This is a genomic window from Mycetocola spongiae, assembly GCF_020424085.1.
In the GTDB taxonomy this organism is placed as follows: Bacteria; Actinomycetota; Actinomycetes; order Actinomycetales; family Microbacteriaceae; genus Mycetocola; species Mycetocola spongiae.
In genome coordinates, this window is record NZ_CP080203.1 from 492,091 (window position 1) to 513,601 (window position 21,511).

The window sequence follows — 21,511 nt, forward strand, 5'->3', positions numbered from 1 at the left end:
GCGCAATTGGTCTGCCGGGGGCGCTAGCGTGGCGGCATGACTACTAACGCAGCCCCCGAAACCTTTGCCAGTAACCGCGTGAAGCGCGGCCTCGCCGATATGCTCAAGGGCGGTGTCATCATGGACGTGGTGAACGCCGAGCAGGCCCGCATCGCCGAGGATGCCGGCGCCGTGGCCGTGATGGCCCTCGAGCGTGTACCCGCCGATATCCGCGCCCAGGGTGGCGTGGCTCGGATGAGCGATCCCGACCTGATCGAGGGCATTCGCGCCGAGGTCTCCATCCCCGTGATGGCCAAGGCCCGGATCGGACATTTTGTCGAGGCCCAGGTGCTCGGCGCTCTGCGCGTGGACTTCATCGACGAGTCCGAGGTGCTCAGCCCCGCCGACTACGTGAACCACATCGATAAGTGGGATTTTGACGTGCCGTTTGTGTGTGGCGCCACCAACCTCGGTGAGGCACTGCGACGCATCACCGAGGGTGCCGCGATGATCCGCTCCAAGGGTGAGGCGGGCACCGGGGACGTCTCCGAGGCCACCAAGCATATCCGCACCATCCACTCCCAGATCCGCGCACTGGCCGCGCTGAACCCCGATGAGCTCTATGTGGCCGCGAAGGACCTGCAGGCGCCGTATGGCCTCGTGGCCGAGGTGGCTGCCACCGGGAAGCTGCCCGTGGTGCTTTTTACCGCCGGGGGAGTGGCCACACCCGCCGACGCCGCAATGATGATGCAGCTGGGGGCCGACGGCGTATTTGTGGGCTCGGGAATCTTTAAATCCGGCAACCCCGAGAAGCGGGCCGCCGCCGTGGTTAAGGCCACCGCGTTTTATAACGACCCTCAGGTGATTGCGGATGCCTCGCGCGGCCTGGGCGAGGCCATGGTGGGCATCAACGTGAGCGACGTCGCCGCGCCGCACCGCCTCTCCGAGCGCGGATGGTAGGAGGAACGCCGCGGATCGGCGTCCTGGCCCTGCAGGGCGGTGTGGCGGAGCATCTGGCGCTGCTGCACCGCCTCGGGGTGCCCGCCACACGGGTGCGCACCCCCGCCGAGTTGGCCGCCGTGGACGGGCTGATCCTGCCCGGCGGGGAATCGGCGGTCATGGAGAAGCTTGCCCGGATCTTTGGCCTGCTGGACCCGCTGCGCGCGGCGATAGCAGCGGGGCTGCCGGTCTACGGCACCTGTGCCGGAATGATCCTGCTGGCCGATACCATCCTCGATGCGGCCCCGGGGCAGGAGGGCATCGGCGGGCTGGATGCGGCGGTGCGCCGCAATGCCTTTGGCGGCCAGGCCGATTCCTTTGATACCCGGCTGAGGCTCGCGGGCATCGGCGAGGATATCGACGCCAGCTTCATCCGCGCCCCGCTCCTGGAATCCCACGGGCCCACGGTGCGCGTGCTGGGCACGCTGCCCGGGGGTCGGATCGTGGCGGCACGCTCCGAAACCCTGCTGGTGACAGCGTTCCATCCCGAGGTCTCGGGGGATGACCGCGTGCACCGCTATTTCCTGGATATGGTGCGCGGCCGCGGCTAAAACCGGGCCGTGCGACGGCGAAATCATCCCACCCGCGAGGGCCTCCCACATTAAGTGCGGGGGCCTCGTATGGTGGGGGTTGATCTACGACCGTAAGGAATAACGATATATATGGCCGGGCACTCCAAGTGGGCAACGACCAAGCATAAAAAAGCAATCACCGATTCTCGCCGCGCCAAGGCCTTCACCAAGTTTTTGAAGGGTGTGGAGGTGGCCGCCAAGCTCGGCGGCGCCGATCAGGCCGGAAACCCCGCACTCGTTGAGGCCGTGACCAAGGCCAAAAAGGCCTCGGTGCCCAACGATAATATCGACCGCGCTATTAAGCGTGGCGCGGGCCTCACGGGTGAGGTTATCGACTATCAGACCATCATGTACGAGGGATACGCACAAAACGGCGTGGCCCTGCTGATCGAGTGTCTGACCGATAATAAAAACCGCGCGGCCGCCGAGGTGCGCACAGCGATGACCCGGGGCGGCGGCACGATGGCCGATCCCGGAAGCGTGGCCTATAACTTCACGCGCAAGGGACTCATCGTGGTGCCGGCCGAGGCCAGCACCGAGGACGAGATCCTCGCGGCCGTGCTGGATGCCGGTGCCGAGGAAGTGAACGACGATGTGGATTCCTTCGACGTGATCTGCGATGTGGCCGACCTGATCGCCGTGCGCGATGCGCTGGACGCCGCGGGCATCGCCTATGACTCCGCCGAGGTGGCGTTTATCCCCAACCTGCGTGTGGACATCGACGCCGATACCGCCGGAAAGGTATTCCGCCTCATCGACGCACTTGAGGACTGTGACGACGTGCAAAATATCTATGCCAATTATGGCCTGGATGCCGCCACCCAGGCCGAGCTGGCCGCCTCCGCCGAGGACTGATCCGGCGCGCGCCACACCGAGCCCCTCGCCCGCAATCTCGCGGACGCGAGGGGTTTTGTGCATCGTGCGGGCCGCGGAAACCGTAGAATAGTGGTGATAATCGAAGAAAAGGGAGCATATGTCCGGACACTCCAAGTGGGCAACAACCAAACATAAGAAGGCGATCACCGACCAGCGTCGCGCCAAGTCGTTTGCGAAACTCATCAAGAACATCGAGGTCGCCGCGAAGATCGGTGGCGCCGATCTGTCCGGTAACCCCACCCTGGTAGACGCGATCCAGAAGGCCAAAAAGACCTCGGTTCCGAACGATAATATCGATCGCGCCGTAAAGCGTGGAGCGGGCCTCACCGGTGAGGTCATCGACTATACAACCATCGTCTATGAGGGCTATGCCGGCGGGGGAGTGGCACTCCTGATCGAGTGTCTGACCGATAATAAAAACCGCGCCGCCGCCGATGTGCGCGCCGCGATGACCCGCAACGGTGGCACGATGGCCGATCCCGGAAGCGTGGCCTATAACTTCTCGCGCAAGGGCCTGATTGTGGTCCCCGCCGCCAATACCACCGAGGACGACATCCTGGGTGCCGTACTGGATGCCGGTGCCGAGGAGGTCATCGACGAGGGCGATACGTTTGAGATCATCACCGATGTCAGCGATCTTGTGGCCGTGCGTCAGGCGCTGCAGGAGGCCGGAATCGACTATGACTCCGCCGATATGGCCTTCATCCCCAACCTCAAGGTGGATGTGGACGCCGAGACCGCGCGCAAGGTTTTCCGCCTCATCGATGCCCTCGAGGACTCCGATGACGTGCAGAATATCTATGGCAACTACGGGCTGAGCCCCGAGGTGCAGGCCGAGCTTCAGGCCGAAGACTAGGCCGGAGGAAGATTCAGGTGGGAACTCGGGTCCTGGGGGTAGACCCCGGTCTCACCCGGTGCGGCATCGGCGTGGTCGATGTCGCACCGAACCGTCGCGCCACGCTGGTGTTTTATGGCGTGATCCGCACCAGCCCCGACCTGGGCATCGATCGCCGCCTGCTGCTGATCGCCGAGGGCCTGGAGGAGGCGATCCTCACCCATCGCCCCACCGCGATGGCGGTCGAGCGGGTCTTTGCGCAGCAAAACCTCTCCACGGTCATGGGGACCGCGCAGGCCAGCGGCCTGGCGCTCTATTCCGCGGCCAAGCACGGCATCCCCATCGGGATGCATACCCCCAGCGAGGTTAAGGCCGCCGTGACCGGCTACGGCAACGCCGAGAAGAAGCAGGTGCAGACCATGGTGGCGCGCGTGCTGGGAATGCCCGAGCTTCCCCAGCCCGCCGATGCCGCCGATGCGCTGGCCCTGGCGATCTGCCACGCCTGGGGCGGCTCGGTGCCCGTGGGCAAGGCCCCGCACGGCTCGCGAAGCACGTCCACGATGCCCGCCGGGGCGCTCACGCCCGCGCAGCAGGCCTGGCAGCGCGCCGAGCAGGCCAGCCGCCGCCCGGGACGCTGATTACCCCCGTTTACGCGTGGCAGCACGCCGATGTCGGCCGTGGGGCATAGGCTATCACCGTGATTGTTAGTCTTCGCGGTACCGTGCTCAGCGCGACCGCCGGCCGTGTGGCCATCGAGGTGGGCGGCGTCGGTTACGCCGTACAGACAACCCCTGCGTTTGCCCTGGGGCTGCGCCTCGGGTCCGAGGCCTTTGTGCATACCGCGCAGATCGTGCGCGAGGATTCCCTGCAGCTCTTCGGGTTTGCCGAGGCGGAGGAACTCGACGTCTTTGAAATCCTGATCGGGGTCACCGGCGTGGGCCCCAAATCCGCGCTCGGGGTGCTGGCCCAGCTCAGCCCCGATCAGATCGCCGATGCCGTGGCCGCCGAGGACGACTCCGCGTTCCGTAAGGTCTCGGGTATCGGCCCCAAAACCGCCAAACTGATCATCGTCTCGCTGGCCGGTAAGCTCACGGCCACGCGCCGCGTGAGCGCCACCGCCACCGGCTCCGCCGCGGTGAAGGCCAGCGTGATCGAGGCCCTGATCGGGCTGGGCTGGGCCGAGCGCTCCGCGGTACCCGCGGTGGAGGCGCTGCTGGCCGAATCGGCCGATCCCTCCGCCGAGACCGTCCCCAATCTCCTGCGCGCCGCCCTGGCCGCGCTCGGGCCGCAGCGATGAGGGCGTTCTCCGAGGGCGCCGAGGCGCTGAGCCCCGACCTCGAATCCGCGGTGGAGCTTGCCTTCGAGGGGGCGCTGCGCCCCGGCAGCCTCAACGAATTTGTGGGCCAGAGTAAGGTTCGCGGCCAGCTGGAGCTGCTGCTGCGCGCGGCCGCGATGCAATCGCGCACGGCCGATCACATTCTGCTCGCGGGTCCCCCCGGGCTGGGCAAAACCACCCTGGCCATGATCGTGGCGCATGAGAGCGAGAAGCCGCTGCGCATGTCCAGCGGTCCCGCGATACAGCATGCGGGCGATCTTGCGGCCGTGCTGTCGAGCCTGGTGCCCGGCGAGGTCCTGTTTATTGATGAGATTCACCGGATGGCTCGCTCAGCCGAGGAAATGCTCTATCTGGCCATGGAGGATTTTCGCATCGACATCATGGTGGGTAAGGGCGCCGGGGCCACCTCGGTGCCGCTCGAGCTCGCCCCGTTCACGCTGGTGGGGGCCACCACGCGCGCGGGCCTGCTGCCCAATCCGCTGCGTGACCGATTTGGCTTCACCGCGCACCTGGAGTTTTACGCCGAGGACGAACTCGAACGCGTGCTTGCCCGGGCCGCAAACCTCCTCGATCTGGATATCGACCGCGAGGCCCTGGCCGAGATTGCCGGGCGCTGCCGCGGCACCCCGCGCATCGCGAACCGCCTCCTGCGGCGCGTGCGCGATTATGCGCTGGTGCACGGAACGCGCGCCGATCTCGCCTCGGTGCGGGCTGCGCTGGAGCTCTATGATGTGGATCCGCTGGGCCTGGACCGCCTCGACCGCGCGGTCATGGACATCCTGCTGCGCCGGTTCGGGGGAGGGCCCGTGGGCCTGAATACCCTGGCCGTCTCGGTGGGTGAGGAGGCCGAAACGGTCGAGAGCGTGGTGGAGCCCTTCCTCGTGCGAATCGGCCTGATCACCCGCACCCCGCGCGGTCGCGTGGCCACCGAGGATGCCTACCGCCACTTCGGTATTGACGATCCGCGGGCATCCGGACAGCCTAATAACCTATAATTCAGACGAAGACTTCAAACCCCCAAATAAAACTGCGGCCTTTGGCTGCGAAAGGTTCTGCGTAAAACCATGGAAAATCTCATGACCCCGATCATGCTCGCCGTGATGGCCCTGCTCATCTTCTTCATGTTCCGCAACGGACAGAAGCGTAAGAAGGACCTCGCGACGATGCAGGAGAAGGTTGTTCCCGGCGCCGAGGTCATGACCAATGGCGGCATCTTCGGAACGATCCTCTCGATCGATGAGGACGAGAATAAGGTACTCCTGGAGACCTCTCCCGGCACCGTGCTGACGGTTCACCGCCAGATCATCGCGCGCGTCGTGGAGGACACCGACGCCCCCGTGGCCGAGGAGGCCTCTCCCACCATGCAGCTGAACGAGGACAACGCCACCTATGTTGGCGAGCCCGAGTTTGGTGAGCGTGTGGAGCCCACCGACGCGCAGGCCAAGCCCAAGAACGACGACTAACCGTCACACCGTCCCTCCTCGCCCGGGCCACAGAGTCCGGGCGACCATAGAAAGCTGAGTAGCCCATTGGCACAGTCGAAACTGGCTCCGGTCCGCCACGGTAGGCGGGCCCTAATCTGGCTGGCGGTGATCCTGATAGCGATGTTCGGCGGCCTGGCCGCCGCCACCGCCTTCGACGACGCCACCTGGCAGCCCAAGCTCGCCCTCGACCTCGAGGGAGGAACCCAGATCATTCTGGCGCCCAAGCTTGAGGGCGATAAGCAGATTACCCAGGAGCAGCTGGCACAGGCCGTCTCGATCATCCGGCAGCGCGTGGACGCCTCGGGCGTCTCCGAGGCCGAGGTCAACACCCAGGGTGGACGCAATATTGTTGTGTCGATCCCCGGTAAGGCCGACGAGGAAACCCGCAACCGCATCGAATCCAGCGCCAAGCTGCAGTTCCGTGCCGTTCTGGGTGCGTCCGACCCCAGCACCAGCCAGGTCATCGACGGCCAGGAGGTACCCAATCCTCCCGCGACCGACGACCTGGAGTCCACGCCCACGGTGAAGCCCACCGACGGTAGCGATATGAACTGGCTGACCCCGCACCTCGAGGCCGAGTTCCTCTCCTATGACTGCAAGGCCAAGGAGAATGCCAACGCCGAGGAGAAGCCCGCCGATCAGCCGCTGATCGCGTGTGACACCGACGGCAATATCCGTTATCTGCTTGGTCCGGTGGAGCTTGGTGGAGACTCGATCACCGATGCCAGCGCCGGCATGCGGGCCACCTCCACGGGTGCCTCGACCGGCGAATGGGCCGTGAACATCACGCTGAAGAACCCGGGCAAGGATGCCTTTACCGAGGTCAGCAAGCGTCTGTATGCGATCAACCAGGCCGCCGCGGGCCAGCAGGACCCCCGCTCGCAGTTTGCGTTTGTGCTCGACGGCCAGGTCATCTCGGCCCCGACCATGCAGGGCATCATCACCGATGGAAAGCCCAGCATCTCCGGTAACTTCACGCAGGAGAGCGCCAAGTCGCTCGCCGATCAGCTGAAATACGGTGCACTGCCGATTAGCTTCACCGTGCAGTCCAGCGATGAGATCTCCGCAACCCTGGGTGCATCCCAGCTGCAGGGTGGTCTGCTTGCCGGCCTGATCGGTCTGATCCTGGTGGTAATCTATACGCTGTTCCAGTATCGACTGCTGGGCTTTGTCACCATCCTTTCGCTGGTGGTAGCGGGTCTGCTCACCTATGGTTCAATCGCGCTATTCTCCTGGAGCAATGGCTACCGCCTCTCGCTCGCGGGTGTTGCGGGTATTATCGTGGCGATTGGATTCACGGCCGACTCGTTCATCGTGTACTTCGAACGTATTCGAGACGAGCTGCGCGATGGCCGCGGGCTGGAGTCCGCCGTGGAGGCCGGATGGAAACGCGCCAAGCGCACCATCTACGCATCCAAGGGCGTAAACCTCCTTGCCGCCGTGGTGCTTTATGTCATGGCCGTGGGTAACGTGCGAGGCTTCGCCTTCACCCTGGGTCTGACCACCGTCATCGACGTGCTGGTTGTGGTTCTGTTTACGCACCCGATGTTGCAGCTGCTCGCCCGTACCCGGTTCTTCTCGAGCGGTCACCCGCTCTCGGGCCTGGACCCGCAGGCGCTGGGCGCGGTCTATCGTGGGCGCGCGCAGTTCCGCGCGCCGGAACTTGCGACCAAGAAGACCGCCGGGGCCAGCCGAGAGGCGGCCAAACGGCAAACCATCGCCGAACGTAAGGCCGCCGAGGCGGAGGCCGCCTCCCACGGCGGATCCGAGCGTGTTGGTGCCGGTTCGAGCTCAGAGAAGGACAGCTAATGGCTAGCTTTAACCTCACCAGCTTCGGTAACGATCTTTATACCGGAAAGCGTTCGATTAACTTTGTTGGTCGCCGCAAGCTGTGGTTCTCCATCGCGATTCTGCTGGTCCTGGGCTCTGTCCTGGTGCCCGTGGTGCGCGGTGTGGTGACCGGCGCCCCGTTTAACGTGGGTATCGAGTTCACCGGTGGTTCGCAGTTCACCGTCTCCGGTGTGACCGATCCCGATCAGAAGACCGCGAGCGACGCGGTGTCTAGCATCGTTCCCGCGGCCACGGCCCGGGTGAGTACGGTGGGTGACCACGCGATTCGTGTGCAGACCGATCAGCTCAGCTCGGATGATTCGGCGAAGGTCGCGGCGGAGCTCGCGGAGGCCTTTAATGTGGATCCGGGGGAGATTACCTCCTCGTTCATCGGCGCCTCCTGGGGTGCGGATGTCACCAAGCAGGCCCTGATCGGCCTGGTGGTATTCCTCTTGATGACCTTCGTGATCATGGCGCTGTACTTCCGCACCTGGAAGATGTCGGCGGCGGCGATTATCGCGCTGCTGGATGTGCTGGTGATTACCCTGGGGGTTTATGCGCTCAGTGGATTCGAGATCTCGCCCGCGGCGGTGATCGGATTCCTGACGATCCTCGGCTATTCGCTCTATGACACCGTGGTGGTCTTTGATAAGATCCGCGAAAATACCACGGAGGACGGCGAGAATTCGCCACGCACCTTTGCCGAATCGGTGAACCTCGCGGTAAACCAGACGCTGGTGCGTTCGATTAACACCTCCGTGGTGGCCATCCTCCCGGTGGCGTCGATCCTGATCATCGGTGACCTCTTCCTGGGGGCGGAGACGCTGCGGGATATCTCGCTGTCGCTGCTCGTGGGTATCCTCGTGGCCACCTATTCCACGATCTTCGTGGCCGCACCGCTCTATGCGCTGTTCCGCGAGAAGGAGCCGGAGATCGCCAAGCGCGATGCCCGCGTTCTGGCCGCGCGTGAGCGCGCCGCGCAGGTGGAGAAAGAGGCTACCAGCTAGCCGTTTTCTCCGAACATGGCCACGACCGAACATTCGGTCGTGGCCATGGTCTTTTCCGGGGCGGTGAGCGGGCATAATAGGGATAAGACGTAAGGTGGTGAGCCCATATGACCGAGACCCATTCGGCTAATGCTTCGCTGCGGAGGCTGGTCCCGCGGATCTTTTCCAAGGCTCAGCCTGCCGGTGCCGTGGATCGCCTTGTGCGCACGGCTCGGGCCCAGCATCCCAAGGCGGATATCTCCGTAATTGAGCGGGCCTATACCGTGGCCGAGCGCGCGCATCGCGGGCAGAAGCGGCAGAGCGGCGAGCCCTATGTGACCCATCCGGTGGCGGTGGCGCAGATTTTGGCGGATCTGGGGCTGGGCCCGAAGACGCTTGCGGCGGCGCTGCTGCACGATACGGTTGAGGACACCGACTATACGTTGGATCAGCTGCGCGGCGATTTTGGTGACGAAATCGCGATGCTCGTGGATGGCGTGACGAAGCTGGATAAGGTGAAATACGGTGATGCCGCGCAGGCGGAGACCGTGCGGAAGATGATCGTGGCGATGTCCAAGGACATCCGCGTGCTCATCATTAAGCTTGCCGACCGGCTGCATAATGCGCGCACCTGGGGTTTTGTGCCCCCGGAGAAGTCCACGCGTAAGGCCACCGAGACGCTGGAGATTTACGCACCCCTTGCGCATCGCCTGGGTATTCAGACCATTAAGTGGGAGCTTGAGGATCTGTCCTTTGCGGTGTTGTATCCGAAGATTTATGCGGAGATTGAATCCCTCGTTAAGGAGCGCACGCCCAAGCGCGAGGAGTTTGTGCAGCAGGTCATTAACGAGGTTTCCACCGATCTGCGTTCCGCGAAGATTCGCGGAAAGGTGATGGGCCGGCCCAAGCAGTATTATTCGATCTATCAGAAGATGATCCTGCGCGGCCGCGAGTTTGACGATATTTATGACCTCGTGGGTATCCGCGTGATCGTGAATTCTGTGCGGGATTGTTATGCGGTTTTGGGTGCGATTCACGCGCGCTGGACGCCGATCCCCGGGCGGTTTAAGGACTATATCGCCACGCCCAAATTTAACCTGTATCAGTCGCTGCACACCACGGTGATTGGCCCGGGTGGTAAATCGGTGGAGCTGCAGATTCGCACCCAGGAGATGCACGAACACGCCGAATACGGTGTGGCCGCGCACTGGGCGTATAAGGAGCGCCAGGGCGGCAATAAGGTGGAGGCGCCGCGCGCCACGGGCACCGATATGGCGTGGCTGAAGCATATTTCGGATTGGCAGGAGGAGACCGCGGATCCGGGGGAGTTCCTGGACTCGCTGCGCTTTGAGATTGGCGCCAAGGAGGTCTACGTCTTCACGCCGAAGGGCCGCGTGGTGGGGCTGCCCGCGGGGGCCACGCCGGTGGACTTTGCCTATGCGGTACATACCGAGGTGGGCCATCGCACGATGGGTTCGAAGGTGAACGGCCGGCTTGTGCCGCTCGAGACGGAGCTCAGCTCGGGCGATGTTGTGGAGGTCTTTACCTCGAAGAACCCGGATTCCGGGCCAAGCCAGGACTGGCTGAGCTTTGTGAAGAGCACCCGGGCGCGTAATAAGATCCGGCAGTGGTTTACGAAGGAACGCCGCGATGAGGCGATCGAGCAGGGCAAGGATGCCATTGCGCGGGCGATGCGGAAGCAGAATCTGCCGCTGCAGAAGCTGATGGATCGGGATAGCTTTGCCGAGGTGGCCGCCCAGATGCGTTATGAGGACGTATCGGCGCTTTATGCGGCCGTGGGTGAGGGGCATGTCTCCACGCAGTCGGTTTTGGAGAAGGTGGCCTCGCTGTTGCAGGGCGATGCCGATGCGCAGGATCACGCCATCGAGTTTCCGATGCGCGGGCGGATTCGTCCCACGGAGCACAGCGATTCGGGTGTGCTGGTGCGCGGTGCCGCCGATATTTTGGTGAAGCTGGCCAAGTGTTGCACGCCCGTGCCGGGGGATGAGATTGTGGGCTTTGTGACCCGCGGCTCGGGTGTATCGGTGCACCGCGCCGATTGCCACAACGTGCAGTCGTTATTGCAGGAGCCCGATCGGATGATCGATGTAGCCTGGGCGGCCACGTCGAAGAGCGTGTTTATGGTGCAGATTCAGGTGGAGGCGCTGGATCGTTCGGGCCTGCTCTCGGATGTGACCCGCGTGCTGAGCGAGCATCATGTGAATATCCTCTCCGCGAATGTGTCTACGTCGAGCAACCGCCTGGCGATAAGTCGCTTTGTATTTGAGATGGGTGATACCACCCATCTGGATCGTGTACTGAATGCCGTGCGCCGCATCGACGCCGTTTATGACGTCTACCGGGTGACCGGCGGCTAGCTCCGGGCGATACGCGCGGAAAACGACGCGGGAGGGAGGGGGAGCAATTTAGCGCCCCCTCCCTTTTTTCTGCCCGTGTGGCCGTGGGGGACCTGCCTGCGCGGCCGTCAGGGACCTGCCCGCGGTATCCGGCCCGCGCGGCATTACGCCGGGGTGATCCCGCGCCCTGTCACGTTTGTGGTCTCGTGCCGGGGCTTGTGCTCGTTCGCGGGCTCGGATGTGGAGCCGCCCTCGGATGCGGAGCCGAGCCCGGGGCTCGCACGCAAGCTCGCCGCGAGTGCGGAGATGGCCTCCCCAAGCTGCCGGCGGCAGGGAGCGGGCAGCGAGCCCGGGGAGGCGCGCCCGAACGCCTCGGTGGGGCCCCTGGCGGGGGCAGCACCCGCGGGCCCTCGTGCGTCGGCGGGTGGTGTGGGCGGGCGCGCGAGGACCCGGCGCAGGTCGGAGAGTGTGCGGGTAGGGGTGGTGACGGGAAGGCCCGCGTGCCGGGCGAGGTCCGTGGCCGGGACGTGAGCGCGCAGGAGCCACACCCGTGAGGGCGCGATATCGCGGGTATCGGGCACGCCGAGGGCCCCGAGCCACGGCGTGGTTGGAGGTGTGCTGAGGGCCCCGTGGATCCAGGCGGCCGAGAGGCCCGCCACGCAAGCCCACGCGGGCAGCCGAGTCCCGGGGAGGCCGTGCAGAAATGCGCGGCCGCGGACCTCCGGGGTATCGGGCAGATCGGGAGGCATAAAGCAGTCGCCCAGGGGGAAGAGTTCGCCATCGAGTACCGCGGCCCGGAGCTCTTCCGCGGGGAGAATTTCGGGGGTCAGCAGATCGGGGAGCCGTCGTGGCCCCGGCGCCCCGCCGCGGCCCGCCCGGGCGAGGGAATCATGGAGGGGCAGAGGCAACGGCGGCGATACCGAGCTGCCTGTGCCCGGAACCGCCGCCGAAGGGCTACCGGCCGCCTCCCCGGCGCGAGCAGCGCAGGCGGCGAGGACTCGCGGGCGCTCGATGCTCCACGCCCGTGGGCGGGGCGTTAGGAGCGCGTGTTCCCCGGCGCGGAACTCCCCGAGCCCTCGCCGCGCGCGCCGATACTCACCGGGAGCGCCCTGTGTGTCTTCACGCTGCGTGGAACGACACTGCGTGGGGAGAGATCGACACTCTCCGGACCCGCCCGGCGAGGCTGGCACGGTGCCGCAACGAGGTGGCGGGGGAGCCCCGGTCCGCTCCCGGGGGCCTGGGAACGGACCGGACGCACACGGGAAGTTAACCCCGGAGGTACCTGCGATGCTCGTGAGACTCGCGGGACGCGGGAAGCGCGCCCCCGGAGGGAGAGGTTTCGGGCGCGGATGGGAAGACTGTGGCGGGTAAGGCGGCGGGGTTGAGTCACACGGCAGGCCACACACCGAGCTTTTGCCCGAGGGGCGGCACACGCGCGGCTGAGGTGCGTCCGAGGGAGGGGAAGACGCCCCCGGGGGTGGCATGGCCGGCGGAAACGCATCCGGCGAGGGAGGATGTGGAATTGAGGTCATAAACCAAGCCTCGTCTCCACCCCCGCGCCGCGGTTAAAATTCTCCGCTCCTGTGGATAATTCCAGCACCGATCACCCCGGGGGATAAGTTCGGCACCACGTCTGCCCCGGGGCACTACCGGTCCCGAGACCCCCGCATCCCGAGGCATAAATACCCCGCACACGCCCGCGCCCAGCCCCGCCCAAAACAAAGGTGCCGCCGATTCCCGGAGGAATCGGCGGCACCCTGGTGTCCTGCGAAGGGACGGACTATCCGAGAACGTTCAACCACGCCTTGCGGGCCTCAAGGGCCTCGGTGGCCTTGGCGATCTTCTTGGCATCGCCGGTGGCCTGGGCCGCGGCAAGCTCGCTCTCAAGCTTGGCGATGGCCTCGTTGAGCTGACCGGCAAGACCCTCGGTGCGGGCCTTGGTCTCCGGGTTGTTCTTGGCCCAGAATTCGTCGTCCATCTTGCGCAGGCGGGTCTCGATGGCGCGCAGGCCATCCTCGACCGTGCGGATCTTATCGCGGGGGACCTTACCGATCTCGTCCCACTGGCGCTGAATATTCAGCAGACCCGAACGCAGCTGCTCACGATCCTCGACCTCGAGCAGCGGCTTGGCCTCCTCCAGGAGAGCCAGCTTCTTCTCCAGGTTGGCCTGATACTCGGCGTCATCCAGGGCGTCCACCTCGGCCTTGGCCTGGTAGATGGCGTCTCCGGCGGCCTTAAACTTGGCCCACAGGGCGTCGTCCTGACGCTTGCCGGCGCGACCCGAGAGCTTCCAGTCATCCAGCAGCTTGCGGTAGGCCGTGGTGGCCTCCGCGCCGCGGGGGATCAGGGCCTCGGCCTCGGCGATCAGGGCCTGCTTCTTGGTGCGGGCCTCCTTATGCACGGCATCCAGGTCGGCAAAAAACGCGCGACGGTTGGCGTCCACGGTGGAGCGGGCGGAACGGAAGCGCTTCCAGAGGTCGTTGGCGACGTTCTTGGCGAGCTTCGGGCCGTCCTGCTGGTGCTTCTGCCAGGCGGCAAAGAGCTCGGCCATCTGCTCGGTGGACTGCTTCCACTGCGTCTTGGCGGGGTCCTGGGCGGCGATGGTCTCGGCCTGAAGCACGATGACCGTGCGGTCGGCGATGGCCTGATCCAGTTCGGCCTTGGCGGCCTCGCTCTGCTGCTCGGTGAGCTCACCCACGGCCTCGTCGAGCACACCCACACGGGCCACGAGGGCCTCGAGGTCGCCCACGGCCTTGGCCTCGGTGAGCTCCTCGCGGAGCTTGGCCACGGCCTTCTTGATATCGGCCGCGGGGGCACCGCGCTTGGCGCGCTGCTCCAGCAGGGTGACCTGGCCGGCCAGATCGGTGTATTTGCGCTCGAAATAGGCCAGGGCCTCTTCGGCGGTGCCGTCGGGATATTGACCAACCTCGCGCCACTGCTCGCCCTCACGGACGAAAACGGTACCGGAATCGTCTACTCGACCCCACGGTTGCTGTTCGGAAGTTGACACGTGCCTCACCTTGCTGATTTTTTTCGCTAATAATCGCGAGTCGAGAATTCTCGATAAGCCTAGTATGCCCGGGTCGGACTGGGGAACCCAATAGCCGAACCGGACGGGGAGTTTTATTTCAGGGTAATGGATTCAATGGTAATCGGGGACACGGGGACGTCGGTCGCCCCATCCGCCGACGTTGTGGTCTCCATTCCGGTGACATTTGCGTTCAGCGCGTCCAGTCCGGTTGTGATCTTGCCCATCACGGTATAGCCGCCGGCCTGGTCATTGGGGATCCGGGTATCGGCAAATACGATGAAAAACTGGCTGCCGTTACTTGCGGCATCGTTTCCGCTCCGGGCCATCGCGATGGTGCCGGCGGGATAAAACTCGTCCTCGGGGGCGTTCTCGATCGGGCCAAAGCTATAGCCGGGTCCACCGGTGCCGTTTCCCGCGGGGTCGCCACACTGCAGCACGTGGAAGCCGGCCGCGCCGTCCGTGCCGGGGTTATTCACCAGGCGGTGGCACGAAAGGTCATTATAAAAATCGTTCTGGGAGAGCGAGAGGAACGAGGACACCGCCTGCGGTGCCGCGGCGCCGTCCAGCTCCACGCCGAGGGCATCGCCGTTAATCACCATATCGCCGGTCCAGGTGCGGTCCTCGGCCAGGTCCTTGCTGGGTACCGCGGAGGAATCGCTCGGGGAGGGCGAGGGGCTGGGGCCGGCCTCGGGCGAGGGCGCAAGCGGGTTCACGGCCAGCTGGATGCCGATCGCGGCACCCACCAGGACCACAATGACCCCCGCGGCGATCCAGTTATCCCGCTTGCGGCGACGCACGTCATGGGCGTGAACGGACTGACGTGCCTGATATGCGCGCAGGCGGTCGCGGGCCTCGCGCGCGGCGCGGTCCTCATTCTTATGGGCAGCCACGGGGCTTCCTCTCGGATAATCCAGTTGTCTGACCGGGTGCGGCGCACCCGGTAAATAGTTCCGGACTCGATCTTAGGGGCGCGGGGGCGCTTTGGGCCACCGCCGCGGGGGAGTGCGACCGATTTCGTCGGCCGTCGGCGGTTCCCGGTACCCTGGGGTTATGGCCTCCTCCTCCACCGGATTGCATTCCGGCAGCGTTCCCCTCGCGGTGCGCATGCGTCCGCGCACGCTTGATGAGGTGGCCGGCCAGCGCCATCTGCTGCGCCCCGGCTCGCCCCTGGTGAGCCTCGCGCACTCCAATTCCGGAGATAAGGGCTCGGTCTCAGTGATTCTCTGGGGTCCCCCGGGCACCGGCAAAACCACCATCGCGCAGACCATCGCTCATAGCTCGGGCCGCCGCTTTGTGGAGCTCTCCGCCGTGACCGCCGGGGTGAAGGACGTGCGCGAGGTCATGTCCGAGGCCATGACCAGCCGCGATCTTTATGGCCTCTCCACCGTGCTGTTCCTCGACGAGATCCACCGCTTCACCAAGGCGCAACAGGATGCCCTGCTGCCCGGGGTGGAAAACGGCTGGGTCATTCTGGTGGCGGCCACCACCGAGAATCCCTCGTTTTCCGTGATCTCCCCGCTGCTCTCGCGCTCGCTCCTGCTCACCCTGGAACAGCTCTCCGATGAGGATCTCGGTGTGCTGATCGACCGGGCCGTGGTGGATCGCCGCGGCCTGGGCGATCGCTTCATCCTCACGGCCGATGCCCGGGCGGCCATCATTCGCCTGGCCTCGGGTGACGCCCGCCGCGCCCTCACTGCGCTGGAGGCGGCCTCGGTCTCCGCCGATTCCCTGCAGATGCTCTCGGCCTCGGGCGGGGCCGATCCCGCCGCCGAGGAGGGTGTGCTCGATTTTGGTGCCCTCGCCGCCGAGGACGCCGAGGAGGAAGACCCCGAAGAGGGCGAGCACCTCTCCGCGGAGCCCGCGGCAGAGGAAACCGGGGAAGAAGCGGCCGGCGAAGAAACGGCCGTAGCGGGGGAGGCCGCGGAGGTTCCCGTCGCCGAGGCGATCCATAACCCCGAGAATAAACCCATCATCACCGCCGAGATCGTGGGCTCCGCCGTGGACCGCGCACTGCTGCGCTATGACCGCAACGGCGATGAGCACTACGACGTCATCAGCGCCTTTATTAAATCCATCCGCGGCTCCGATGTTGACGCCGCGCTGCACTATCTGGCGCGCATGATCGAGGCCGGCGAAGACCCGCGCTTCATCGCCCGGCGCATCATCATCTCCGCCGCCGAGGACGTGGGCCTCGCCGATCCGCAGGCGCTGGTCATTGCCAATGCCGCGGCCGATGCCGTGGCCTTTATCGGCATGCCCGAGGGGCGCATTCCCCTCTCCGAGGCCGTGATCTATCTGGCCACCGCCGCCAAGTCCAATGCGGCCTATCTTGCCATCGACGCCGCCATCGCCGATGTGCGGGCGGGCGATTTTGGGCGTGTGCCCAAGCCCATCCGCGATGCCCACTATGCCGGGGCCAAGCGCCTGGGGCACGGTCAGGGATATAAATATCCGCACGATGCCGAACTGGGTGTGCTCGCGCAACAGTATCTGCCCGATGAGCTGGTGGACCGCGTGTACTACCGCCCGACCCCACACGGCAATGAGCGCGACCTGCGTTCGCGGCTGAGTAAGATCATGCGGATCGTGCGCGGCAAATAGCAATATTCGGGGCCGTCGGTGCGCTCCCGCCACCGCGCCGGTTTCGCCCGGCACGGCAATGAGCGCGACCTGCGCTCGCGGCTGAGTAAGATCATGCGGATCGTGCGCGGCAAATAGCAAGATTCGGGGTTGCCGGTGCGCTCCCGACACCGTGCCGATACCGCGCCGATACCGCCCCGCCAACCCCGGGGGCCCCGCGCGCCCCGCTCCCGCCAAAATTTCCCGAAATTGCGGGCGCCGCATGGTGTGGCGCGGGCCCGGGGCGTGCTAACCTTATGGACGACCTAGATCCATTCTTAACGTACGGCTGCGCAAAGAATTGGTTTCGACGGGATGGGTTCTGTAGCCGAACCGCCCTGGTCACTCCCTCTAACTCTTTTTTTGGCACACCCGTGCCCGAAAAAATCTGTTTATGGAATTTTCATCGAAAGGAAACCGTGTCTACTAAGTCACGTACCCGTAGCAAGACGCGCCTCTCGCGCGCACTTGGCATCCCCCTCACTCCGAAGGCCGCCAAGTACCTCGAGAAGCGTCCCTACGCACCCGGCGAGCACGGTCGTAGCAAGCGTAAGGCTGACTCCGACTATGCAGTTCGTCTCCGGGAGAAGCAGCGTCTGCGCGCCCAGTATGGCATCCGCGAGAAGCAGCTCAAGATCGCCTTCGAAGAGGCTCGTCGTACTTCCGGTCTGACCGGTGAGAACCTCGTAGAGCTCCTCGAGGTGCGTCTCGACGCTCTGATCGTTCGTGCCGGGTTCGCCCGCACCACCGCTCAGGCTCGTCAGCTGATTGTGCACCGTCACATTCTGGTTGATGGCCAGCTCGTTGACCGTCCGTCCTTCCGCGTTAAGCCGGGACAGACCATGCACGTCAAGCCGAAGTCCGAGGGCCTCGAGGTCTTCCAGGTTGCCGCCGCAGGCGCACACCAGGATGTTCTCCCCAAGGTTCCGGCCTACCTGGACGTCGAGATTGACAAGCTGCAGGCCCGCCTGGAGCGCAAGCCCAAGCGTGCCGAGGTCCCCGTGACCTGTGAAGTACAGCTGGTTGTTGAGTACTACGCGGCTCGCTAAGTAGTCCTTAACACATTCGGGGCCACGGTTTACCGTGGCCCCGTTTTGCGTACCGGCCGGGTATTTGCCCCGAATCTCATCCGATATGCACGCGACGCACGCCCCGAATCACCGCCGGGGCATGCGCTCCGACTAGGATTATGGAATGGCTGCCAACACCTAAGCCCACGGGAGAATCCAGTGAAAAACCTTTTCTTTTTGATCGTCGGTATCGCCGGCGGTTTTATCGTCGCCCACGAGATTAATAAGACCACGCGCGGTAAGCGCTTCTTCGCCGAGCTCGACGGCCGCATGCGTGAATTTGGCGATACCGTCGCCGATGCCTATAAGGAACGCGAAGCCGAGCTTCAGGGCGATACCGCCGAAGAACTTTCCACCAAGTAGTAGTCGGTCACCCCGACAGTAGAACGGAATCATGAAAACCGCTGAAATCCGCAAGCGCTGGCTCAACTTCTTTGCCGAGCGCGGCCACACCGTCGTCCCCTCCGCCTCGCTGGTCAGTGATGACCCGACGCTGATGTTCACCGTGGCCGGCATGGTTCCGTTTGTGCCCTATTTCACCGGGCTGATTCCCGCGCCGTTTGACCGCGCCACGAGCGTGCAGAAGTGCATTCGCACCTCGGATATCGAAGAGGTGGGGAAGACCCCGCGGCACGGCACGTTCTTCCAGATGAACGGCAACTTCTCCTTCGGCGATTATTTCAAGAAGGAAGCCATCGGCTTCGCCTGGGAGTTCCTCACCGGCTCCGAGGAGTCCGGCTGCCTCGGCTTTGACCCCAAGGATCTCTGGGTCACCGTATATAAGGACGACGACGAGTCCATCGGCTATTGGACCGAGATCGCCGGCCTGCCCGAGGAGCGCATCCAGCGCCTCGACGCCGATACCAACTACTGGTCCACCGGCCAGCCCGGCCCCGCCGGCCCGTGCTCCGAGATTTTCTTCGATCGCGGCCCCGCATATGGCATCGACGGCGGCCCCGCCACCGACGACGACCGCTATGTGGAAATCTGGAACCTCGTGTTCATGCAGTATCTGATCGGTGATGTAAAGAGCAAAACCGATTTCACGATCCTCGGCGAGCTGCCCAAGAAGAATATCGACACCGGCATGGGCCTCGAGCGTGTGGCCTTCATTAAGCAGGGTGTTGAGAATATGTACGAGATCGACGAGGTGCGCCCGGTCCTGGACCGCGCCGCCGAGCTCTCGGGCCGCGCCTATGGCGCCAATCACGAGGACGACGTGCGCCTGCGCGTCATCGCCGATCACGTGCGCTCCTCGCTGATGCTGCTCTCCGATGGCGTGACGCCCTCCAACGAGGGCCGCGGCTATATCCTGCGCCGCCTGATGCGCCGCGTGGTGCGCGCAATGCGCCTGCTCGGCGTGGAGGGTGCCACCTTCCCAGAGCTTTTTGCCGCATCGCGCGATGCGATGAAGCACTCCTATCCCGAGGTGGCCGAGGATTATCCGCGGCTCTCGCGCATCGCCTTTGGCGAGGAGGATACCTTCCTGCGCACCCTCGCCGGCGGAACCGAGATCCTCGATGCCGCCGTGACCAGCACCAAGCAGGCCGGCGGAGTCACCCTGAACGGCAAGACCGCCTTCCTGCTGCACGATACCTTCGGATTCCCGATCGACCTCACGCTGGAAATCGCCGAGGAGGCGGGTCTCCGCGTGGATCGTGGTGCGTTTGACAGCATGATGCTGGAGCAGCGCACCCGCGCCAAGGCCGATGCCAAGAGCAAAAAGGGCCACCTCGCCGATCTCTCGGTTTATAGCGCGTTCCGCGCCGGGGGCGAGACGGTCTTCCGCGGCTATGACGAGCTGATCACCGGCACCCGCGTGCTGGGTGTGATCGTGGACGGCGTGTCCGTACCCGCCGCCAGCGCCGGCCAGACCGCCGAGGTGATCCTCGCCGAGACCACGCTCTACGCCGAATCCGGTGGCCAGGACTCCGATAACGGACGCATCATCGGGGCGGGCTTTGAGGCCGATGTTCTTGACGTGCAGAAGCCCGTGAAGGGCCTGATCAGCCACACCGTGAAGATCGACCAGGGCACCCTCGCCGTGGGCGATGAGGCCACCACCGTGGTTGACGCCGATTATCGCCTCGGTGCCGCCCAGGCTCACTCCAGCACACACCTGATTCACGCGGCGCTGCGCCAGACCCTCGGCGAAAACGCCCACCAGTCGGGTTCGTATAATAAGGCCGGCTATATGCGCCTGGACTTCTCCTGGAACCAGGCACTGTCCACCGAGACAAAAACCGAGATCGAGGAGATCGCCAATAACGCGATCCGCGATAACTTCGAGGTGGTCACCCGCGAGATGCCCATCGACGAGGCCAAGAAGCTCGGCGCGATGGCCCTCTTTGGCGAAAAATACGGCTCCACCGTGCGCATGGTGGATATCAACGGCCCCTGGTCGCGCGAGCTGTGCGCCGGAACCCACGTGGGTCGCTCCTCCGAGATCGGCCTGGTGAGCCTCGTCAGCGAGTCCTCCGTGGGCTCCAGCAACCGCCGCGTGGAGGCCATGGTGGGCCGCGAGGCCTTCCGCGAACTCTCCGCCGAGCGCGCCCTGGTCTCCCAGCTCACGGGTGCGCTGAAGACGCCGCGCGAGCAGCTGCCGGAGAAGATCCAGGAGCTGGTGAATAACCTCAAGAACGCCGAGAAGAAGATCGCGGCGTTTGAATCCCAGGCGCTATCCGAGAAGATCCCGGGTCTTGTCGAGAAGGCGGCGCTGCTGGGCAATATCCGCGTGGTGGCACAGAACGTCGGCGAGCTCGGCTCGGGAGACGACCTGCGCGCCCTCGTGACCGGGGTGCGCGAGCGCCTCGGCGCCGATGCCGCCGTGACCGCCCTGACCGCCACGGTCGCCGGTCGCCCGCTGGTGATCGTGGGCACCAACCAGGCCGCACGCGATGCCGGTATCGCCGCGGGGGCACTCGTGAAGATTGCCAGCGGTGTACTCGGTGGCGGCGGGGGCGGCAAGCCCGACCTCGCCCAGGGTGGCGGGTCAAACCCCGAGGCGATCCCGGCGGCACTGGCCGCCATTACCGAGCAGATCGGGCGTTAGTGGTCCAGACGGGTTTCCGGCCGGGCGTTCGCGTGGGCATCGATGTGGGCAAGGCCCGCATCGGTGTCGCGCGCTCGGATCGCGACGGGCTCCTGGCGACCCCGATCGAGACCGTGGCGCGCGCGGAGGACGGCTCCGATATCACCACGATTTGCGGCCATCTGGCGGAGCTCTCGCCGGTGGAAATCGTGATCGGCCTGCCGCTCTCGCTTTCCGGCGCGGAGACACCCTCGACCGCCGATGCGCGCGCTTTTGCCGCGCAGCTGGCCGCAACCACCCCGATCCCCGTGCGGCTCGTGGATGAGCGCCTGTCCACCGTGACGGCGCACTCGGCGATGCGCAGCGCCGGAAAATCGCAAAAAAAGTCCCGCTCCGTGATTGATCAGGTGGCGGCCGTAATCATTCTTCAGCACGCACTCGACACCGAGCGTGGCCGCGGTGTTCCCCCGGGTGAGCTGCTGACCATTGACGAAGGAGCCTAACCG

19 protein-coding genes are annotated in these 21,511 nt (G+C 65.0%); 16 read left to right on the forward strand and 3 right to left on the reverse strand.

The window, feature by feature from the left end:
* Positions 1–36 precede the first annotated feature (36 nt).
* From pdxS to KXZ72_RS02460, 11 genes are all read left to right on the forward strand, one after another.
* Positions 37–939, forward strand: a complete 903-nt coding sequence (gene pdxS, locus KXZ72_RS02410; protein ID WP_226082143.1) for a pyridoxal 5'-phosphate synthase lyase subunit PdxS — start codon at positions 37–39, stop codon at positions 937–939.
* Positions 933–1,529 carry a pyridoxal 5'-phosphate synthase glutaminase subunit PdxT gene (pdxT, locus tag KXZ72_RS02415; RefSeq protein WP_226082144.1) on the forward strand — a complete coding sequence of 199 codons (597 nt, stop codon included), beginning with the start codon at positions 933–935 and terminating at the stop codon, positions 1,527–1,529. Before pdxS ends, pdxT begins: the two co-directional genes overlap by 7 nt.
* 111 nt (positions 1,530–1,640) lie before the next feature.
* Positions 1,641–2,405: a YebC/PmpR family DNA-binding transcriptional regulator gene (locus tag KXZ72_RS02420; RefSeq protein ID WP_226082145.1), complete on the forward strand. Its 765-nt coding sequence runs from the start codon at positions 1,641–1,643 to the stop codon at positions 2,403–2,405.
* A 118-nt stretch (positions 2,406–2,523) separates the two neighbouring features.
* Positions 2,524–3,282 (forward strand): YebC/PmpR family DNA-binding transcriptional regulator, encoded by a 759-nt coding sequence (locus tag KXZ72_RS02425; protein WP_226082146.1) that lies wholly within the window; start codon positions 2,524–2,526, stop codon positions 3,280–3,282.
* A gap of 17 nt (positions 3,283–3,299) precedes the next feature.
* Entirely contained in the window at positions 3,300–3,899 is a 600-nt protein-coding gene (gene ruvC / locus KXZ72_RS02430; protein WP_226082147.1) for a crossover junction endodeoxyribonuclease RuvC, read from the forward strand.
* Between the two features lie 59 nt (positions 3,900–3,958).
* Entirely contained in the window at positions 3,959–4,558 is a 600-nt protein-coding gene (gene ruvA / locus KXZ72_RS02435) for a Holliday junction branch migration protein RuvA (RefSeq protein ID WP_226082148.1), read from the forward strand.
* Positions 4,555–5,592 (forward strand): Holliday junction branch migration DNA helicase RuvB, encoded by a 1,038-nt coding sequence (gene ruvB, locus KXZ72_RS02440; RefSeq protein WP_226082149.1) that lies wholly within the window; start codon positions 4,555–4,557, stop codon positions 5,590–5,592. Before ruvA ends, ruvB begins: the two co-directional genes overlap by 4 nt.
* A gap of 69 nt (positions 5,593–5,661) precedes the next feature.
* Positions 5,662–6,060 (forward strand): preprotein translocase subunit YajC, encoded by a 399-nt coding sequence (gene yajC / locus KXZ72_RS02445; RefSeq protein WP_226082150.1) that lies wholly within the window; start codon positions 5,662–5,664, stop codon positions 6,058–6,060.
* Positions 6,061–6,201: 141 nt separating this feature from the next.
* Complete coding sequence (gene secD, locus KXZ72_RS02450) at positions 6,202–7,890, forward strand: protein translocase subunit SecD (RefSeq protein ID WP_226082151.1); 1,689 nt, start codon at positions 6,202–6,204, stop codon at positions 7,888–7,890.
* Entirely contained in the window at positions 7,890–8,918 is a 1,029-nt protein-coding gene (gene secF, locus KXZ72_RS02455) for a protein translocase subunit SecF (RefSeq protein WP_226082152.1), read from the forward strand. Before secD ends, secF begins: the two co-directional genes overlap by 1 nt.
* A 107-nt stretch (positions 8,919–9,025) precedes the next feature.
* Positions 9,026–11,275, forward strand: coding sequence for a RelA/SpoT family protein (locus KXZ72_RS02460; RefSeq protein ID WP_226082153.1), 2,250 nt, complete (start codon positions 9,026–9,028; stop codon positions 11,273–11,275).
* A gap of 143 nt (positions 11,276–11,418) precedes the next feature.
* Here the strand turns inward: KXZ72_RS02460 and KXZ72_RS02465 are convergent, their stop codons facing one another.
* The 3 genes from KXZ72_RS02465 to KXZ72_RS02475 form a co-directional block, all read right to left on the reverse strand.
* Complete coding sequence (locus KXZ72_RS02465; protein WP_226082154.1) at positions 11,419–12,162, reverse strand: hypothetical protein; 744 nt, start codon at positions 12,160–12,162, stop codon at positions 11,419–11,421.
* An 872-nt stretch (positions 12,163–13,034) separates the two neighbouring features.
* Positions 13,035–14,264, reverse strand: coding sequence for a DUF349 domain-containing protein (locus KXZ72_RS02470; RefSeq protein ID WP_226082155.1), 1,230 nt, complete (start codon positions 14,262–14,264; stop codon positions 13,035–13,037).
* Positions 14,265–14,377: 113 nt separating this feature from the next.
* Positions 14,378–15,175 (reverse strand): peptidylprolyl isomerase, encoded by a 798-nt coding sequence (locus KXZ72_RS02475; protein WP_226082156.1) that lies wholly within the window; start codon positions 15,173–15,175, stop codon positions 14,378–14,380.
* Positions 15,176–15,335: 160 nt separating this feature from the next.
* On the opposite strand from KXZ72_RS02475, the gene KXZ72_RS02480 reads away from it, so the two are divergent.
* The 5 genes from KXZ72_RS02480 (at position 15,336) to ruvX (ending at position 21,508) form a co-directional block, all read left to right on the forward strand.
* Entirely contained in the window at positions 15,336–16,886 is a 1,551-nt protein-coding gene (locus tag KXZ72_RS02480) for a replication-associated recombination protein A (RefSeq protein WP_226082157.1), read from the forward strand.
* 437 nt (positions 16,887–17,323) lie between these two features.
* On the forward strand, positions 17,324–17,953 hold the full coding sequence (gene rpsD / locus KXZ72_RS02485; protein ID WP_226082158.1) for a 30S ribosomal protein S4: 630 nt from the start codon (positions 17,324–17,326) through the stop codon (positions 17,951–17,953).
* A gap of 180 nt (positions 17,954–18,133) precedes the next feature.
* Positions 18,134–18,337, forward strand: a complete 204-nt coding sequence (locus KXZ72_RS02490; RefSeq protein WP_226082159.1) for a hypothetical protein — start codon at positions 18,134–18,136, stop codon at positions 18,335–18,337.
* Between the two features lie 31 nt (positions 18,338–18,368).
* Positions 18,369–21,026, forward strand: a complete 2,658-nt coding sequence (alaS, locus tag KXZ72_RS02495) for an alanine--tRNA ligase (protein ID WP_226082160.1) — start codon at positions 18,369–18,371, stop codon at positions 21,024–21,026.
* Positions 21,026–21,508, forward strand: coding sequence for a Holliday junction resolvase RuvX (ruvX, locus tag KXZ72_RS02500; RefSeq protein ID WP_226082161.1), 483 nt, complete (start codon positions 21,026–21,028; stop codon positions 21,506–21,508). The genes alaS and ruvX overlap by 1 nt, the downstream gene beginning before the upstream one ends.
* Positions 21,509–21,511 lie beyond the last annotated feature (3 nt).

What these genes read in the sequence shown, in the direction of transcription:
- secD (WP_226082151.1), top strand. Translation starts at nt 6,202, where the DNA reads ATGTTCGGCGGCCTGGCCGCCGCCACCGCCTTCGACGACGCCACCTGG.
- KXZ72_RS02420 (WP_226082145.1), top strand. Translation starts at nt 1,641, where the DNA reads ATGGCCGGGCACTCCAAGTGGGCAACGACCAAGCATAAAAAAGCAATC.
- KXZ72_RS02425 (WP_226082146.1), top strand. Translation starts at nt 2,524, where the DNA reads ATGTCCGGACACTCCAAGTGGGCAACAACCAAACATAAGAAGGCGATC.
- pdxT (WP_226082144.1), top strand. Translation starts at nt 933, where the DNA reads ATGGTAGGAGGAACGCCGCGGATCGGCGTCCTGGCCCTGCAGGGCGGT.
- ruvB (WP_226082149.1), top strand. Translation starts at nt 4,555, where the DNA reads ATGAGGGCGTTCTCCGAGGGCGCCGAGGCGCTGAGCCCCGACCTCGAA.
- yajC (WP_226082150.1), top strand. Translation starts at nt 5,662, where the DNA reads ATGGAAAATCTCATGACCCCGATCATGCTCGCCGTGATGGCCCTGCTC.
- pdxS (WP_226082143.1), top strand. Translation starts at nt 37, where the DNA reads ATGACTACTAACGCAGCCCCCGAAACCTTTGCCAGTAACCGCGTGAAG.
- KXZ72_RS02480 (WP_226082157.1), top strand. Translation starts at nt 15,336, where the DNA reads ATGGCCTCCTCCTCCACCGGATTGCATTCCGGCAGCGTTCCCCTCGCG.
- alaS (WP_226082160.1), top strand. Translation starts at nt 18,369, where the DNA reads ATGAAAACCGCTGAAATCCGCAAGCGCTGGCTCAACTTCTTTGCCGAG.
- secF (WP_226082152.1), top strand. Translation starts at nt 7,890, where the DNA reads ATGGCTAGCTTTAACCTCACCAGCTTCGGTAACGATCTTTATACCGGA.
- KXZ72_RS02460 (WP_226082153.1), top strand. Translation starts at nt 9,026, where the DNA reads ATGACCGAGACCCATTCGGCTAATGCTTCGCTGCGGAGGCTGGTCCCG.